At 71.9% G+C, this 16,530-nt stretch carries 14 protein-coding genes; 10 read left to right on the top strand and 4 right to left on the bottom strand.

Features of this window, described 5'->3' with window-relative positions; translation table 11 throughout:
* Positions 1-13: 13 nt before the first annotated feature.
* Entirely contained in the window at positions 14-1,888 is a 1,875-nt protein-coding gene (locus BM314_RS14350; protein ID WP_091978548.1) for a hypothetical protein, read from the bottom strand.
* A gap of 478 nt (positions 1,889-2,366) precedes the next feature.
* On the opposite strand from BM314_RS14350, the gene BM314_RS14345 reads away from it, so the two are divergent.
* Positions 2,367-2,918, top strand: coding sequence for a PAS domain-containing protein (locus tag BM314_RS14345; RefSeq protein WP_244539938.1), 552 nt, complete (start codon positions 2,367-2,369; stop codon positions 2,916-2,918).
* Between the two features lie 158 nt (positions 2,919-3,076).
* Complete coding sequence (locus tag BM314_RS14340) at positions 3,077-3,283, top strand: hypothetical protein (RefSeq protein ID WP_020094825.1); 207 nt, start codon at positions 3,077-3,079, stop codon at positions 3,281-3,283.
* 119 nt (positions 3,284-3,402) lie between these two features.
* Here the strand turns inward: BM314_RS14340 and BM314_RS14335 are convergent, their stop codons facing one another.
* Together BM314_RS14335 and BM314_RS14330 are read right to left on the bottom strand one after the other, a co-directional pair.
* On the bottom strand, positions 3,403-3,771 hold the full coding sequence (locus BM314_RS14335; protein WP_020094826.1) for a response regulator: 369 nt from the start codon (positions 3,769-3,771) through the stop codon (positions 3,403-3,405).
* A 636-nt stretch (positions 3,772-4,407) separates the two neighbouring features.
* Positions 4,408-4,626, bottom strand: coding sequence for a DUF6894 family protein (locus BM314_RS14330; RefSeq protein ID WP_020094827.1), 219 nt, complete (start codon positions 4,624-4,626; stop codon positions 4,408-4,410).
* Between the two features lie 270 nt (positions 4,627-4,896).
* Between BM314_RS14330 and BM314_RS14325 the strand changes: the two genes are divergently transcribed.
* Positions 4,897-5,094, top strand: coding sequence for a hypothetical protein (locus tag BM314_RS14325; RefSeq protein WP_056530425.1), 198 nt, complete (start codon positions 4,897-4,899; stop codon positions 5,092-5,094).
* A 30-nt stretch (positions 5,095-5,124) separates the two neighbouring features.
* On the opposite strand, the gene BM314_RS14320 is transcribed toward BM314_RS14325, so the two are convergent.
* Positions 5,125-5,727, bottom strand: a complete 603-nt coding sequence (locus BM314_RS14320) for a TetR/AcrR family transcriptional regulator (protein WP_091978547.1) — start codon at positions 5,725-5,727, stop codon at positions 5,125-5,127.
* Positions 5,728-5,899: 172 nt separating this feature from the next.
* Here BM314_RS14320 and BM314_RS14315 point away from each other — a divergent pair, with 172 nt between their 5' ends.
* The 7 genes from BM314_RS14315 (at position 5,900) to BM314_RS14285 (ending at position 16,502) form a co-directional block, all read left to right on the top strand.
* The gene (locus tag BM314_RS14315) at positions 5,900-7,069 is read left to right on the top strand and encodes an isovaleryl-CoA dehydrogenase (protein ID WP_091978546.1); all 1,170 of its coding nucleotides are present in this window, start codon (positions 5,900-5,902) and stop codon (positions 7,067-7,069) included.
* 16 nt (positions 7,070-7,085) lie between these two features.
* On the top strand, positions 7,086-8,693 hold the full coding sequence (locus BM314_RS14310) for a carboxyl transferase domain-containing protein (protein WP_091978545.1): 1,608 nt from the start codon (positions 7,086-7,088) through the stop codon (positions 8,691-8,693).
* Between the two features lie 10 nt (positions 8,694-8,703).
* Positions 8,704-9,492, top strand: a complete 789-nt coding sequence (locus tag BM314_RS14305) for an enoyl-CoA hydratase-related protein (RefSeq protein ID WP_091978544.1) — start codon at positions 8,704-8,706, stop codon at positions 9,490-9,492.
* Positions 9,493-9,502: 10 nt separating this feature from the next.
* Entirely contained in the window at positions 9,503-11,521 is a 2,019-nt protein-coding gene (locus BM314_RS14300) for an acetyl/propionyl/methylcrotonyl-CoA carboxylase subunit alpha (RefSeq protein WP_091978543.1), read from the top strand.
* A complete protein-coding gene (locus tag BM314_RS14295) occupies positions 11,518-12,432 on the top strand; it encodes a hydroxymethylglutaryl-CoA lyase (protein ID WP_091978542.1) in 915 nt (304 codons plus the stop codon). Before BM314_RS14300 ends, BM314_RS14295 begins: the two co-directional genes overlap by 4 nt.
* Positions 12,433-12,496: 64 nt before the next feature.
* Positions 12,497-14,191 (top strand): AMP-binding protein, encoded by a 1,695-nt coding sequence (locus BM314_RS14290; RefSeq protein WP_091978541.1) that lies wholly within the window; start codon positions 12,497-12,499, stop codon positions 14,189-14,191.
* A gap of 157 nt (positions 14,192-14,348) precedes the next feature.
* Positions 14,349-16,502 carry a PAS domain-containing sensor histidine kinase gene (locus tag BM314_RS14285; protein WP_091978540.1) on the top strand — a complete coding sequence of 718 codons (2,154 nt, stop codon included), beginning with the start codon at positions 14,349-14,351 and terminating at the stop codon, positions 16,500-16,502.
* Positions 16,503-16,530: the final 28 nt, after the last annotated feature.

The raw sequence follows: 16,530 nt of genomic DNA, 5'->3' as shown, positions 1-16,530 counted from the left end.
ATGCTCCCGGCGCTCAGAGCCTGGCCGCGTCGGTGGCGGCGCGGGTCCCGAAGAGGGTGAGCCGTCTCAGCCAGTGCGGGCGCGCGGCGCGCCGCTCGGGCAGGTTCCGCTCGACGAAGCTGGCGAACTCTTCGAGGTCGAGATCGAAATCCTCGCGCTCTCGGCTGCCGGGGACATGCAGGGCGTTGGTCGAGGTGTCGAGGTCCGTCACCCGCTCGGCGGGGAAGTAGTGACAGGCCGACACGTTCTCGCGAAAGATCTCGGTGTCGTAGATGCGCAGATCGTCCTTCCCGCTGAGCACGGATCGGCTCGATATGACGCATCCGGGCGCGTTGGCGACCCACTTATACTTGGCGAGCCCGGCCCCGAAATGCGTCACGAACAGGTCGGTGTGGAGCGCGGCCACGAGGCTCGCCCCCATCGAGCAGGGCACGAGCGGCATCAACTCCACGTTCGAGACATCGGCGACCCGTGCGCGGAGCGCCCCGATCAGGTCGAGCTCCTTCCGGACGATGGACGGCACGGTCCCCTCCGCGGGCACGAGGCTCTCGCAGTAGCTCTCGACGTAGCCGCCCGCAGTGCCCGCGAGCGTGTTGTGCCCGTCGACGATGACGAGGAATCTCTCGCCGCGCCGCCGGCCGAGGCGTCGGATCAGCGCCACGTAGCCGTCGAGCTGCCGGACCCACTGGCGGTTCTCCAGGCGCAGCCCGATCAGGACGATCGTGGCCCGGCGCGCCGCGTCCGTCAGGCGGGCATCGAGCGCGGGTTCCGCGCTCCGCGCCAGGGCCGCGAGACGATCGGCCAATCGCTGGCTCACGCGGTAGGACCGGAAGGGCAGGAAGGTCGCCGCGCCGGCGACGGCGGCCTGCAGCAGGGGCAGCGGGCCTTCGATCCCGCGATACACGTGCCCGGCGAGCTCCGGGAAGACGGCGTCGACGGGAGAGATCGGCTCGTTGCAGCTCGCGAACAGGAACACCGCCGGCGCGCGACCGAGCGACAGCACGTCGTCGACCGCGGCCAGCTCGTTCCAGATGGCGTGACTGATGTGCGCGTGCTCGAAGACCACCCCGACGCGCGTCGACCGCGCCGCGCCGTCGATCAGCGCCGGCAGGAGGTATTGCCGCCACAACCGGACCTGCACCAGGGTCGCGGCGTCGAACCCGACGCTTCCCAGGTTCGGCCGGGCGTAGGCCGTGTTCGCCCGAACGTCCAGCAGGGCCGACGCGAGGCGCGAGTTCTTGCCGATCAGCGTGCACAGCGTCTCGTTCCTGTCCGCCGCGTAGCCGACAAAGCGGAAGCCCGGCATGGGCAGGTAGATCGAGAAGCGCAGATCGCCGCCGTCCGGATGGGCCGTCTCCTGGCCGCCGCGCGCGACGATCGCCTTCGTCACCAGTTCGGGCAGGTGGGGCGGAGCCCCCGCCGGTGCGGCGTTGAGGCGTGCCAGCGCCGCGTGCATCGCCTGCGCCCGCGGATCGGAACCGCCGCCCGTGACGACCCGGACAGCGTGCTCCGGGCTCGCGGCAGCCGCGCGCGCGAGGGCTTCGATCAGGAGGTGGAGATCCTCGATCATGGCCCGCGTGTGCGACGCGTCGCCGTCGTCGGTGTGGAGCGCCTCGGCCTGCCAGTCGAGCGGGCCGGCGCCGTCCCACGGCGCGGCGAGGAAATCCGCAGCGCAGAACGCCAGCGGTGTGCCGTCCGGGTTCAGGAATCGGAACGCGCGCGCGTCGTTCGGACCCAGGAGCGCGACCACCGTGACGCGCCCGCCGAGATCGATCAGACTCAGGACATCCCAGTCGGGCTCCGTCGGGGCAGGCGCGACGAGCCGACCATCGCGGCTCGCGACCGCCTCGCCCGATCGCTGCAGCCTGCGGGTGTGGCGGATGATCATGGGCGCCCGTCCTCGATAGCTCCGTCCGGGTTTGTCGAAGTTCGGGCGTTGCCACAAGGAGGCCCGTGGGCGCGCCCCCGGAACAGGCCGATCCGATCGGATGCACCCGGCGCGCCCGCAGCGGACCCGCGTCCCGTCGACGGGGTGAAGGCTGCTAGGCGGCCCGCGATCACCTGTCCCGCCGACATAGCAGAGCGGGGTGCCGCGGCGCGCTTCGATCGTTGACGGCGCTGTCGGGTCGCCGGGAGCACTCACACATTGTTGCGGCGGCGCCGAGGAGTTCTTGCCGCGCGTCGCGCCGATCCTGGCCGACACGATCTGCTGCAGAGAGTTGTATATCTGCGGGTCATGCAGATACTAGAAGTTGCCAAATTTCCGGTACGGGCGGTATGATACTGGTACCGAATATCGATTTTGGTATATCGCTACCAGAGATCGGGTTTGTGCGAACCGATTTGCGCCGGAGGAGGCCAGGCTGTTGCAGACTACGGCTGATCTTGCATTGCGCGCGGCCGGCTATGTCGGCGCCTGGACAGCGGACGTGTCGGCGGGACAATCCCTCCTCGACGAGGGGACGGCGGCGCTGCTCGCCGGGGATGCGACCCTGGCCGGGCGCCCGCTGCCCATCGAGATCGCCCTTCGATGCACCCATCCGGACGATCGCGACTGGGTCTTCGCGCGCATCGCCCGGGTGCGCCAGACCGGCGGCCCCGTCTCGGCCGAGTACCGCGTCCTCACGGACGGCGGCGAGGTTCGATGGGTTCTCGACCGTGGCAGCCTCACGCCCGATCCGGCGGGACGGATGCGCGGTCGCGGCATCATCATCGACACCACGGACAGCCACCGCGGCCCCTTCCTTCCGAGCGCGGCGGGCGATCTGCCGGCGGACGACCCGATGGTCATCGCGGTCGATCACCTCCTGCAGGCGCGCGCGGCGATCGTCGCGATGGGCCACCAGCGGCTGCAACAGGTGTCGGATCTGGCGCTGTTCGAGGTCGGGCGAGCGCTGGCGCGGCGCGCTCGGGCGTAGCCGGACGGTCCTGCCCGCGGGACGCCGGCGCGGATCTCCCCGGATTGCCACGGACGCGAGTCAGTGTTCGAGGGCGTGTGCCTGAGCACGGTCGGCGGCCTCGGCCCGTGAGAGCTTACCGACAGGCCGAGAGATCAGTATTCCCGGTGGAGGCTCCGATGGCTGATGCTGCGATCCGCGAGACGATACACCTCGACGAAGGCGACGTGATCGTCCTGCTCCCCGGCAACCTGTCCCCGGCCAGCATCGGCCTGCTCCAGGCCAAGCTCGACGGTTTGGCCGCGGACCTGAACGCGCGGTGCCTGGAGGAAAGCCGCGCTTCCCTCTCGGGATTGGCCGGGCTGGCCGCCTTCCTCGCGAGCTGAGGCCGCCCAGACAGCGCAGCGCGGGCCGTTCTCGACCGTGCTGCGACGGCTGGAGGACAGGTGTCGCCGGTCGAGACAGCCGCGACATGCCCCCTCGCCCGACCCGGTCGGGAGCGGCCCTAGTGCAGGTGCAGGGCCTTGAGCGCCTTGCGCACCAGTTTCTCCCCGCAGGGCTTGGCGATGAAATGGGCCTCCTCGGGCAGCGCGGTCGCCTCGCGCGGATCGCAGCCCGAGCAGACGATGATCCGGGTCTCCGGCCAGCGTGCCCGGACGGCGTGCGCGAGCGCGCGGCCGTCCATCGTGCCGGGCATGTTGATGTCGGTGTAGAGCAGGACGGCCCCGTCACATGCCTCCAGATGCTGGAGCGCGCCCTGGGCGTGTTCCGCCTCCAGCACCTCGAACCCCAACGCCGTCAGCATGTCGGCCGCGACGAGGCGGCTGAACTCTTCGTCCTCGGCGAGGACGGCGATGGGGCGAGGTCCTGACATGCAGCGGCAACTGCATCGCCGGGTCGCCTGTTTCAGCGTGGCCGGGGATTTTCCGACGCCTGCGACCCTTTCGACAGATCCGGCTCGCCGGCGGCGCTGTCGACCTCCCGACCGCGCACGCGGCGCACGAGGCCAACCCTGCGCGACCCCAGCCGGACGCTTCGGTCACCGATCCGGCAAGTCATCGCCGCGCTTGCCGGGCTTCCGGGCGCCGTCGCCGAGATCAGCGTGCGCCGCCGCAGCCTCGTCCTCGACCGATGCGGCACGCGCCTCCAGTGCCGTGCCGACCTGTCCAGGCGAATACCTGACTCAGCCGGCCTCGCGGCCGCCGAAATATGTGCCTCGTCTGCGAGAGACTTCATATCCGGAAGTCGCCCATCGAGCCGGGTGCCCCTGTCGACGTAGAAGCGGCCGCGTCCTGTAGGGCGAAACCTGACTTATGATGCTTGCAACGGTTTGCTACGGCTGATGGTTACTGCTCGCGAAAAGCGTGGAGAGCTCGATGTACGCCTCGGTGCTGGGTGGTCCGGAGATAGCGGTCGAGCCTCCGGGTGCCGGTCCGCCGCCTGAGGCGATCACCCTCCGCGAACACATCCGCCTGATCCTGCGCAAGCTCCCGCGCCCCGCGCCCAGCGCTCAGTACAGCTGAAGGGAACGAAGCACGACACCGTCGGTGGTGTGGATCTCCACGCACCAGCGCTCGTCCGGATCGGGCAACTCGCCCCGTGCGTGCATCTCGGCGATCAGCTGCGTCGCCTCGGCCACGGCGATCTCGATCGAGTTTGCCAGCACGCCCTCCTCGTCCTCGATGACCTCGTCCGGCCCCCTCAGGCGGAAATGGTACCGCTCTACCATGTCGCTCCTGCTCACGCCGTCGGCACGGCATGCCGACCGCGCGAGGGTAGCATCGAATGGCCGGATAAAGCCAAGCTGGCATGCCAAGTCGGGGCAGATCGTGGCGAGATCCGCCCTGGGCGGCGCAGGTTCCCGCCTGTGATCTGCGAGGATGTCGGGGGCAAGGCCGGTGCGCGCCGACGCAGGTTGTTGCGCTGGTCAAGCTCTTAACGCGTCAGGCCTTTTCGCGCCGCATTGTGCGGGCATGTGCCATTGCCCGACGAGTTCGCCATGCATTTCGAGATCCGCGCGACCGACACCCGTCTGTGGACCTGGGTCCTCCTCGATGCGACGCAGATGCCCGTCCTGACATCGGACCGCACCTTCCCCTCGGAAGCCCAGGCCTCGGCGGCGGCGCTGGCCTTCGCCAAGCTCGTCACGCGGGCCGGCAGGACCCTCACCGCCGCACCGCCGGGCGGCCTGATCTGAGGCGACCGCCGTTCCCCGGCGCGACGGGGTCTATGGCTGACGCCTGACGCAACCCCGCAGCGCCATGTCGGTGTGCAGGGCGACGATCTCCGCCTTGGTCATCCGGCCGTCGGGCCGGTACCACGTGCAGGCGCTGGTGAGCATCCCGAGGATCGCGTAGCCGGCAACCCGCGCATCCCGGATGTCCAGCTCCCCCGCCTCCGATCCCCGCTCGAGCAGCGCGACCAATCGGTCTTCGTAGGCCCGGCGCAGGGCGACGATCGCCGCGTAATGCGGCGGGTCGAGCGAGCGCAGCTCAAAATTCGCGATGAAGACCTCCTGCTTCTTCTCGAGATGGTACGTGACGTGGTGCGCCACGAAGGCGCGGAGACGGTCCGTCGGGGTGCCGGTCGCCGTCGCCAGCGCCGCGTCGGTCCGCGCCAGCAGCGTCTCCATGTGGTCGCGGACGATGTCGAACAGCAGATCCTGCTTGCTGCGGATGTGGTTGTAGAGCGAGGCCGCCTGGATCCCGACCTCGGCGGCCAGGGCGCGCAGGGTCATCGCCTCGTAGCCGTGGCGATAGATGAGCCGAAGCCCGGCCCGGCGGATGGCGGCGGCCGTGCGCGGCCCGTTCGATCCGGCGGTGCGACCCACGAAGACACTCCGAAGACAGTTCAGAGCGCAACAGACACCGGGGAATGCTCACGCCGACCCCCGCTATAGGCTAACGAACAACCGTTCGTAAATCGCCTTGCCAGCACCGCTTAACGAACGTACGTTCGTTTCAAAGAGGCGAGTGCCCGATTCTCAGGCGAGGAGACGCGCGATGCCCATCGGCCTGCAGGATTTCGACTTCGGCCTGGGCGAGACGGCCGACGCCCTGCGCGCCGAGGTGGAGCGCTTCGCGCGCGCCGAGGTCGCCCCCCGCGCGGCGGCGATCGATGCCAGCAACGCGTTTCCCGCGGACCTCTGGCGCAAGCTCGGCGCCCTCGGCGTTCTGGGCGTCACCGTCGAGGAGACCTATGGCGGCGCCGGCATGGGCTACCTCGAGCACGCGGTGGCCATGGAGGAGATCAGCCGGGCCTCGGCCTCGGTCGGGCTGTCCTACGGCGCGCATTCCAACCTCTGCGTGAACCAGATCCGCCGCAACGGCACCGAGGCGCAGAAGCGGCGCTACCTGCCGAAGCTGATCGCGGGCGAGCATGTCGGCGCGCTCGCGATGTCCGAGCCGGGCTCCGGGAGCGACGTCGTCTCCATGCGGCTGCGGGCCGACAGGCGCGGCGATCGCTACGTCCTGAACGGCACCAAGATGTGGATCACCAACGGTCCCGACGCCGACGTCCTGGTGGTCTACGCCAAGACGGATCCCGAGGCCGGCCCGCGGGGGATCACGGCGTTCCTGGTCGAGAAGGATTTTCCCGGCTTCTCCACCGCGCAGAAGCTCGACAAGCTCGGCATGCGCGGCTCGAACACCTGCGAGCTGCTGTTCCGGGACTGCGAGATACCGGAGGAGAACGTCCTGGGCGCGGTCGGGCGCGGCGTTGGGGTGCTGATGTCGGGCCTCGACTACGAGCGCGCCGTGCTGGCCGCCGGGCCGCTCGGCATCATGCGCGCCTGCCTCGACGTCGTGCTGCCCTACCTCCACGAGCGCCGGCAGTTCGGTCGGCCGATCGGCGAGTTCCAGCTCATGCAGGGCAAGATCGCCGACATGTACACGGCGACGAACGCCGCCCGGGCCTACGTCTACGCGGTGGCGCGGGCCTGCGACCGGGGGCGGGCGACGCGCCGGGACGCCGCGGGCGCGATCCTGTTCGCGGCCGAGCGCGCGACCACGGTGGCCCTCGACGCGATCCAGGCGCTCGGCGGCAACGGCTACATCAACGACTATCCGACCGGCCGGCTGCTGCGCGACGCCAAGCTCTACGAGATCGGCGCCGGCACGAGCGAGATCCGGCGGATGCTGATCGGCCGCGAATTGTTCGCCGAGACGGCCTGAGCGGGGAGCGGGCCCCATGCCGGTGATCGAATCCGCTCTGGATCCGCGCGCGCCCGAGGCCCGCGCCAATGCCGAGGCCATGCGCGCCCTGGTGGCGGACCTGCGCGCGACCGCCGACCGCGTCCGGCTCGGCGGCGGGGAGGCCGCGCGGGAGCGCCATCGCGCCCGCGGCAAGCTCCTGCCCCGGGACCGGATCCGTGCGCTGATCGACCCGTTCTCGCCCTTCCTGGAAATCGGCCAGCTCGCCGGGCACGGCCTCTACGGCGGCGAGGTCCCCTCGGCCGGGATCGTCACCGGCATCGGCCGCGTCGCGGGGCGCGAGTGCGTGATCGTCGCCAACGACGCGACCGTGAAGGGCGGCACCTACTTCCCGATGACGGTGCAGAAGCACCTCCGGGCGCAGGAGATCGCGCAGCAGAACCGGCTGCCCTGCCTCTACCTCGTCGACAGCGGCGGCGCGCATCTGCCCAGCCAGGACGAGGTCTTCCCGGGCCGGGACCATTTCGGCCGCATCTTCTACAACCAGGCGACGATGTCGGCGCAGGGCATCGCCCAGATCGCCGTGGTGATGGGCTCCTGCACCGCCGGCGGCGCCTACGTGCCGGCGCTGTGCGACGAGTCGATCATCGTCCGCGGCCAGGGCACGATCTTCCTCGGCGGGCCGCCGCTGGTGAAGGCCGCGACCGGCGAGGTGGTCAGCGCCGAGGAACTCGGCGGCGCCGACGTGCACGCCCGGATCTCGGGCGTGACCGACCACATGGCGGAGACCGACGCGCACGCCCTCGGCATCGCCCGCCGCATCGTGGCCAACCTGAACGCGGTGAAGCGCCCCGCGCCCGCGCCGCGGCAGCCCGAGCCGCCGCGCTACGCCGCCGAGGAGATCTACGCGGCGGTGCCGGCCGACCGCCGGACGCCCTACGACGTGCGCGAGGTCATCGCCCGGCTGGTGGACGGCAGCGACTTCGACGAGTTCAAGCGCCTCTACGGCCAGACCCTGGTCTGCGGCTTCGCCCATATCTGGGGCTACCCGGTGGGGATCGTCGCCAACAACGGCATCCTGTTCTCGGAGAGTGCCCTGAAGGGCGCCCACTTCGTCGAGCTCTGCGCCCAGCGCGCCGTGCCCCTGGTGTTTCTCCAGAACATCACCGGCTTCATGGTCGGCCGGCGCTACGAGGCCGGCGGCATCGCCAAGGACGGGGCCAAGATGGTCACCGCCGTCGCGACCGCGGCGGTGCCGAAATTCACCGTCCTGATCGGCGGCAGCTTCGGGGCCGGCAATTACGGCATGTGCGGGCGGGCCTACGGGCCGCGCTTCCTCTGGATGTGGCCGAACGCGAGGATCGGCGTGATGGGCGGCGAGCAGGCGGCCTCGGTCCTGGCCACGGTCCGGCGCGACGGTATCGAGGGCCGCGGCGGCACGTGGTCGGCGGAGGACGAGGCGGCGTTCAAGGCGCCGATCCGGGCGCAGTACGAGGAGCAGGGCCACCCCTACTATTCCAGCGCCCGGCTCTGGGACGACGGGGTGATCGACCCGGCCGACACGCGCCGCGTCCTGGCGCTCGGTCTCTCGGCGAGCCTCAACGCGCCGATTCCCGAGACCCGCTTCGGCCTGTTCCGGATGTAGGAGGCGCGGGATGAGCGGCACCTTGCTGGAGACGGTCGACGAACGCGGGGTCGCCACCCTGACCCTCAACCGTCCGGAGCAGCACAACGCCTTCGACGACGGCCTGATCGCCGCCCTCACCGCGTCCCTGCACCGGCTGGGCGCCGCCCCCGGGATCCGGGCGGTCGTCCTGGCGGGCGCGGGCCAGAGCTTCTCGGCGGGCGCCGACCTCGCCTGGATGCGCCGGATCGCCGGCCAGTCCTTCGACAGCAACCTCGCCGACGCCGCCGGGCTCGCGGGGCTGATCCACAGTCTCGACCGGCTGCCGAAGCCGACGCTCGCCCTCGTGCACGGGGCGGCCTACGGCGGCGGCGTCGGGCTCGCCGCGTGCTGCGACGTCGCCATCGCGGCCGAGAGCGCGCGGTTCTGCCTGAGCGAGGTGCGGCTCGGCCTGATCCCGGCGACGATCGGCCCCTACGTGGTCAACGCGATCGGCGCGCGCTGGGCCCGGCGCCTGTTCCAGACCGCGGAGGTCTTCTCCGCCGAGCGCGCCCGGGCGATCGGCCTCGTGCACGAGGTGGTGCCCGACGACCGGCTGGAGGCGGCCGGCGCGGAGGTGCTGCGCGACATCCTCCGGGGCGCCCCGGGCGCGCAGGCCGAGGCCAAGGACCTCGTCTTCCTGTGCGAGGGGCGGCCGGTGGACGCCGACCTGGGGCGCGAGACGGGCCGGCGCATCGCCCGGCGCCGGGCCTCGGACGAGGGGCAGGCGGGCATCGCCGCCTTCCTCGACAAGCGCTTAGCCCCGTGGCGGCGGGACTGAGGGGGCGGCCATGTTCGGCAAGATCCTCATCGCCAACCGCGGGGAGATCGCCTGCCGGGTGATCGCCACTGCCCGGCGCCTCGGCATCGGCACGGTCGCGGTCTATTCGGAGGCGGATGCCGGCGCCCGACACACCCGGATGGCCGACGAGGCGTGGCCGATCGGGCCCGCCCCGGCGCGCGAGAGCTACCTCGTGGCCGAGCGGATCCTCGACGTCGCCCGGCGCGCCGGGGCGGAGGCGATCCATCCGGGCTACGGCTTCCTGTCGGAGAACGCGGACTTCGCCGGCGTCTGCGCCGGGGCCGGCCTCGTGTTCGTCGGCCCGCCCCCGGCGGCGATCCGCGCCATGGGCTCCAAGGCCGAGGCCAAGGCGCTGATGGAGCGCGCCGGGGTCCCGCTGGTGCCGGGCTATCACGGCGCCGCGCAGGATGTCCCGGCGCTGAAGGAGGCGGCCGCCCGGATCGGCTACCCGGTCTTGATCAAGGCCTCGGCCGGCGGCGGCGGCAAGGGCATGCGCGTCGTCGAGGCGGCCGCGGCGTTCGAGTCCGCCCTGACCGGCGCCCAGCGCGAGGCGCGGGCGTCCTTCGGCGACGACCGGGTGCTGATCGAGGCGTACCTGACCCGCCCCCGGCACATCGAGATCCAGGTCTTCGCCGACAGCCACGGCAACATCGTCTCGCTGTTCGAGCGCGACTGCTCGATCCAGCGCCGCCACCAGAAGGTGATCGAGGAGGCGCCCGCCCCGGGGATGGATCCGGTCCGGCGCGCGCGGATGGGCGAGGCCGCGGTCGCGGCGGCGCGGGCGGTCGGCTATGTCGGCGCCGGCACGGTGGAGTTCATCGCCGAGGGCGAGACCTTCTACTTCATGGAGATGAACACCCGGCTCCAGGTCGAGCACCCGGTGACCGAGATGGTCACCGGCCTCGACCTGGTGGAGTGGCAACTGCGCGTGGCCGCGGGCGAGCGGCTGCCGCTCGGCGCCCCGGATCTGGCCCTGCGCGGCCACGCGATCGAGGCGCGGGTCTACGCCGAGGATCCGGCGCGCGATTTCCTGCCGGCGGTCGGCACCCTCGCCCACCTGCGCCAGCCGCCGGAGGTGCCGGGGCGGGTGCGGGTCGAGACCGGGATCGTGCAGGGCGACCGGATCACCCCGGATTACGACCCGATGATCGCCAAGCTGGTCGTCTGGGGCGAGGACCGGGCGGCCGCGATCCGGCAGCTCGCGGCCGCCCTCGCCGCCTACGAGGTGGTCGGCGTGACGACCAATCTCAGTCTCCTGCGCGCCGTCGCCGGCCATCCCGCCTACCGCGCGGCCGACCTCGACACCGGCTTCATCGCCCGCCACGCCGACGACCTGCTGGCGCCGCTTGCGACCGGTGCGGTCGATCCCGCGCTCTGGGCCGCCGCCGCCCTGACCGTCCTGCGCGACCGGCGCACGGCCGTCGCGGCGCAGGCGCGGGCGAGCGGCGACCCGTGGTCGCCCTGGGCCGATCCGGATGCGTGGCGGATGAACGGGGCGGGCTACCAGGACCTGCAGTTCCGCCACGGCGACGCGCCGCCCGTCACCCTGCGGGCATGCCCCCTCCCCGACGGCAGCGCCCGCCTCGACCTGCCGGGCGGCACCGTCCTGGCGGCGCTCGCCGAGGACGCCGAGGGCGAGCGGCTGATGCTGGACGGCGTCTGGCGCCGGCTGCGCACGGTCCGCCGCGGCGCGGAGCTGACGGTGATCGTCGGCGGCCGGAACGCGACGCTGGTCCACGTCGATCCCCTCGCCCCGCCCCGGACCGAGGCGTCCGGCAGCGACCGGGTGACGGCGCCCGTGCCGGGCCGCCTGACCCAGCTCTGGGTGCGGCCCGGCGATGCCGTGGAGAAGGGCGCGCCGCTCGCGGTGATCGAGGCGATGAAGATGGAGATCACCCTCCGCGCGCCGCAGGCCGGCACCGTCGCCGAAACCCGCCACGCCGTCGACGACATGGTCGAGGAGGGCACCGAGATCGTCACCTTCGCGGCGGAGGAGCGGCCCGCATGAGCTATCCGGCCCGGGTGCAGGTGGTCGAGGTCGGGCCGCGCGACGGGCTCCAGAACGAGCCCGCGCCGGTGCCGATCGCCGCCAGGGTGGCGCTGATCGAGGCCCTGGCCGAGGCCGGGCTGACCCGCATCGAGGCCGGCAGCTTCGTGTCGCCCCGATGGGTGCCGCAGATGGCCGACACCGCGGAGGTTCTGGCGCGGCTGCGCCCCCGGCCCGAGGTCGGCTATTCCGTGCTGGTCCCGAACCTGCAGGGCCTGGAGCGGGCCCTCGCCTCCGGCGTCCGGGACATCGCGGTGTTCGCCGCCGCCTCCGAGAGCTTCTCCCGGCGCAACGTCAACGGCTCGATCGCCGAGACCCTCGACCGCTTCGCCCCGGTGCTGGAGGCGGCGCGCGCGAACGACCTGCGGGTGCGGGGCTACGTCTCCTGCGTCCTGGGCTGCCCCTACGAGGGCGACGTCGCGCCGGCGGCGGTCGCCCGCGTCGCCGCGTCCCTCCACGCGATGGGCTGCCACGAGATCGCCCTCGGCGACACGATCGGGACCGGGACGCCGCGCGCGGCCCGGCGGCTGGTCGAGCGGGTGGCTGCCGACGTGCCGCTGCAGGCGATCGCCCTGCACTTCCACGACACCTACGGGCAGGCCCTGGCCAACATCCTCGCCTGCCTCGAACTCGGCGTGTCGGCCGTGGACGCCGCGGTGGCGGGCCTCGGGGGCTGCCCCTACGCGCCGGGGGCCGCCGGCAACGTCGCCACCGAGGACGTCGTTTACATGCTGCGCGGCATGGGCATCGAGACCGGGATCGATCTCGATGCTCTCGCCGCGGCCGGGCGGTCGATCGCGTCCCAGCTCGGCCGGGAGCCGGCCTCGAAGGTCGCCCGCGCGCTGGCCGCCGCGCCGCCGCCGACACCCTGATCGAAGGGCGGCCTCGGACAGCGCCGCGGCGGCGCGCGCGTTCGGAGGAACGAGGGAGGACGACATGAGCGACCGGGCGGTGAGCTATGTCCACGGGGCGATCGGCGAGCCCCTGCTCGGCCTGACCATCGGCCAGGCCCTGGATCGCGCCGCCGCGGCGTGGCCGGATCACCTGGCGCTGGTCGCGCACGCCCAGGGCGTCCGATGGACCTGGCGCGAGCTGAGGGACCAAGCCGACGCCTTCGCGGCCGGCCTGCTCGCCCTCGGACTCCGGCCCGGCGACCGTATCGGGATCTGGTCGCTCAACCGCGCCGAGTGGGTGCTGACCCAGTTCGCCGCCGCCCGTGCGGGGCTGATCCTGGTGACGATCAACCCGGCCTACCGGCTGTCGGAGCTGGAATTCGCGCTCAACAATGTCGGCTGCACCGCCCTGGTGACGGCGACGGCGTTCAAGACCAGCGATTATCTCGGGATGCTCGGCACCCTGGCCCCCGAACTCGCCGCCTCCGAACCGGGCCGGCTGTCCGCCGCCCGTCTGCCGCACCTGCGCACGGTGATCCAGATCGGCGGACCGCCGGCCCCGGGGACGGTCCCGTTCGACGCGGTCGCGGCCCGGGGCGACGCGGCCGGCACCGGCGCCCTGCGCGACCTCGCCGACGCGATGCAGTTCGACGACGCGGCCAACATCCAGTTCACCAGCGGCACGACGGGCGCCCCGAAGGGCGTGACGCTGACCCACCACAACATCCTCAACAACGGCCACTTCGTCGGCCGCGCGATGCGGCTGACCGCCGAGGATCGGATCTGCATCCCGGTGCCGCTCTACCATTGCTTCGGCATGGTGATGGGCAATCTCGCGGCCCTGACCCACGGTTGCGCCATGGTGTTTCCGGGCGAGGGCTTCGACCCGCGCGCGACACTGGAGACCGTGCAGGCCGAGCGCTGCACCGCGCTCTACGGCGTGCCGACCATGTTCATCGCCGAGCTCGACCATCCCGAGTTCGCGCAGTTCGATCTCCGCTCCCTGCGGACCGGGATCATGGCGGGCGCGCCGTGCCCGATCGCGGTGATGCGCCGGGTCGTGGAGCAGATGCACATGCGCGACGTCACCATCGCGTACGGCATGACCGAGACGAGCCCGGTGAGCTTCCAGAGCTCGAGCGACGACCCGCTGGAGCGGCGCGTCACGACCGTCGGCCGGATCCACCCGCATCTCGAGGTCAAGATCGTGGATCCCGAGGGACGCGTGACGCCGCGGGGCGCCCGCGGCGAGCTGTGCACGCGCGGCTACTCGGTCATGCTGGGCTACTGGGGCGATGCCGCGCGGACCGCGGAGGTCCTCGACGACGCCGGATGGATGCACACCGGCGACCTCGCGACGCTGGATGCGGAGGGCTACTGCAACATCGTCGGCCGGATCAAAGAAATGGTCATACGCGGCGGCGAGAACATCTATCCGCGCGAGATCGAGGAGTTCCTCTTCCGGCACCGGCAGATCCAGGATGTCCAGGTCTTCGGGGTCTCCGATCCGAAATACGGAGAGGAGCTGTGCGCCTGGATCAGGCTGCGCGACGGCGAGACCCTGTCGGAGCCGGCGGTGCGCGCGTTCTGCGCGGGGCAGATCGCGCATCAGAAGATCCCGAAATACATCCAGTTCGTCGACGCCTTCCCGATGACGGTCTCCGGAAAGATCCAGAAATTCGTGATGCGTCGGTGCGTGGAGGAGCAGCTGGGCCTCGCGCGATCCGAGACGGCCTGAGCCGGTCTCCGCGAATGCTGTCATCGCCCGGCGGAACGAAGATTTCGTCGTCCGATCGGGCTTGAACGTTGCTGCGCGCACCGCGAGCGGACATGCTGGCGCGCGACATCACCGAGGCGGCGTATCAGTGTCGGCATGGCCACAGGGCGACGGCGAGATGGCCGCGCGCATCCGCGACTTCGGCTGGGAGCGGACGCCGCTGGGGCCGGCCGCCCGCTGGCCGGAGCGCCTCAAGGTGATGGTCGAGCAGGTGCTCGCCAGCCCGCTGGTCGCGTCCCTCGTCTGCGGGCCCGAGCGCCTCCTGATCTACAACGACGCCGCCGCCCGGCTCTACGGCGCCTGGCACCCCGAGGGTCTCGGCCGGCCGCTCGCGCGCACGTTCCCGGAGGGGTGGGCGACGGTCGCGGACTTCTACGCGCGCGCCTTCGCGGGCGAGGCCGTGCAGGTGGCCGGGCAGCCGCTGGACACCCGCGGCGAGGGCGCCGCGGAGGACGTCTTCGACGCGCTCCTCGTGCCCGTGCGCGACGCCGACGGGAAGGTCATGGCCGTCCACATGACCGGCTTCGAGATCGGTGAGCGCCTGCGCGCCGAGGCCAAGCTGCGCACGAGCGAGGCCCAGTACCGCCACCTCTTCGACGCCATCGACGAGGGCTTCTGCACCATCGAGGTCCTGTTCGACGCGGCCGGGCGGGCGGTCGACTACCGCTTCCTGTCCGTGAACGCGGCCTTCGAGCAGCAGACCGGGCTCCGCGACGCGGTCGGCCGGACGGTCCGGGCGCTGGCGCCCGACCTCGAGCCGCACTGGTTCGAGACCTACGGCCGGATCGTCCGAACCGGCAAGGCGGAACGCTTCGAGGACCGCGCCGACGCGCTCGGGCGCTGGTACGAGGTCTACGCCTTCCCCATCGGGGCGCCGGAACGGCGGCAGGTGGCGGTCCTGTTCAAGGACATCCTCCAGCGCAAGCGCGCCGAGGATCGGCTGCGCGCGAGCGAGGAGCGGTTCCGCGCCCTCGTCACGGCCAGCTCGGACGTCATCTACCGCATGAGCCCGGACTGGAGCGAGCTACGGGTCCTGGAGGGCCGCGGCTTCCTGGCCGACACCGTCACCCCGAACGACGACTGGCTGAGCGCCTACATCGATCCGGCCGACCAGCCGCGCCTGCGCGAGGCCATCCAGCGGGCGATCCGATCCAAGACGATGTTCGAGCTGGAGCACCCCGTCCGGCAGGCGGACGGGAGCCTGGGCTGGGCGCTGTCCCGGGCCGTGCCGCTGCTCGACGATGACGGCGAGATCCGCGAATGGTTCGGCGCCGCCAGCGACGTGACCGCGCGCAAGCGGGTGGAGGACGATCTGCGCGCGAGCGAGGAGCGGTTCCGCGGGCTGGTCGAGGGGTTCGGCCAGTTCAGCTGGGAGGCCTCGGCCGAGGGCCTCATCGAGGTCGACAGCCCGGGCTGGCGCGCGTTCACCGGGCAGCGCCCGGACGAGTGGCTCGGGCGCGGCTGGATCCGCGCGATCCACGCGGACGACCGGGCGCTCACGGAAGCGAAGTGGCGGCAGGCCGTCGCGACGCGGACGGCGGTCGATCACGAGTATCGCCTGTGGCACGCCCCGAGCGCGTCCTGGCGGTGGTCGAACGTCCGCGCGGTGCCGATCACGAACCCCGACGGGTCGATCCGCAAGTGGTCGGGGGTGAACATCGACGTCACGGACCACCACAGGCTGCTGGCGCGCCAGGAAGTGCTGATCAACGAGTTGCAGCACCGCACGCGCAACCTCCTCGGCGTCGTCAGCGCCGTGGCGGGCAAGACACTGCGGCAGGGCAGCTCGGTCGAGGCGTTCGAGGCGCGGCTGCAGGCGCTCAGCCGCGCGCAGGGCCTGCTCAGCCAGTACGGCAGCGACTCGGTCGAGGTGGGCGCGCTGGTGCGCGCCGAGCTGGCCGCCTACGTCGACGGCGCGACCGACCGCATGACCGTCGCCGGCCCCGAGGTGCACCTGACCGCGCGACAGGTGCAGAACTTCGCCCTCGCCGTCCACGAGCTGACGACCAACGCGGTCAAGCACGGGGTGCTCAAGACCGGGACCGGCCACCTCAGCGTCACCTGGGAGATCGTGCGCGACCGGCGCGAGCGCCGCCGACTGGCCCTGTGCTGGATCGAGAGCGGCCTGCCCGCGCAGGCGGCGCGCGTCACCCGCCGCGGCTACGGGACCGAGTTGATCCAGGAGGCGCTGGCATATGCCCTGGGCGCCACGGTCGAGTACGCGCTGGACCGCGACGGCGTGCGCTGCCGCATCGAGATGCCGGTGTCCTAGGTTGCGCGAAGGCCGCGATGCGCGCGCG

Source organism: Methylobacterium sp. 13MFTsu3.1M2 (genome assembly GCF_900112625.1).
Classification (GTDB): Bacteria; Pseudomonadota; Alphaproteobacteria; order Rhizobiales; family Beijerinckiaceae; genus Methylobacterium.
Note: the sequence above shows the minus strand (reverse complement) of the source record. Positions and strands in the feature narration are given on the sequence as shown.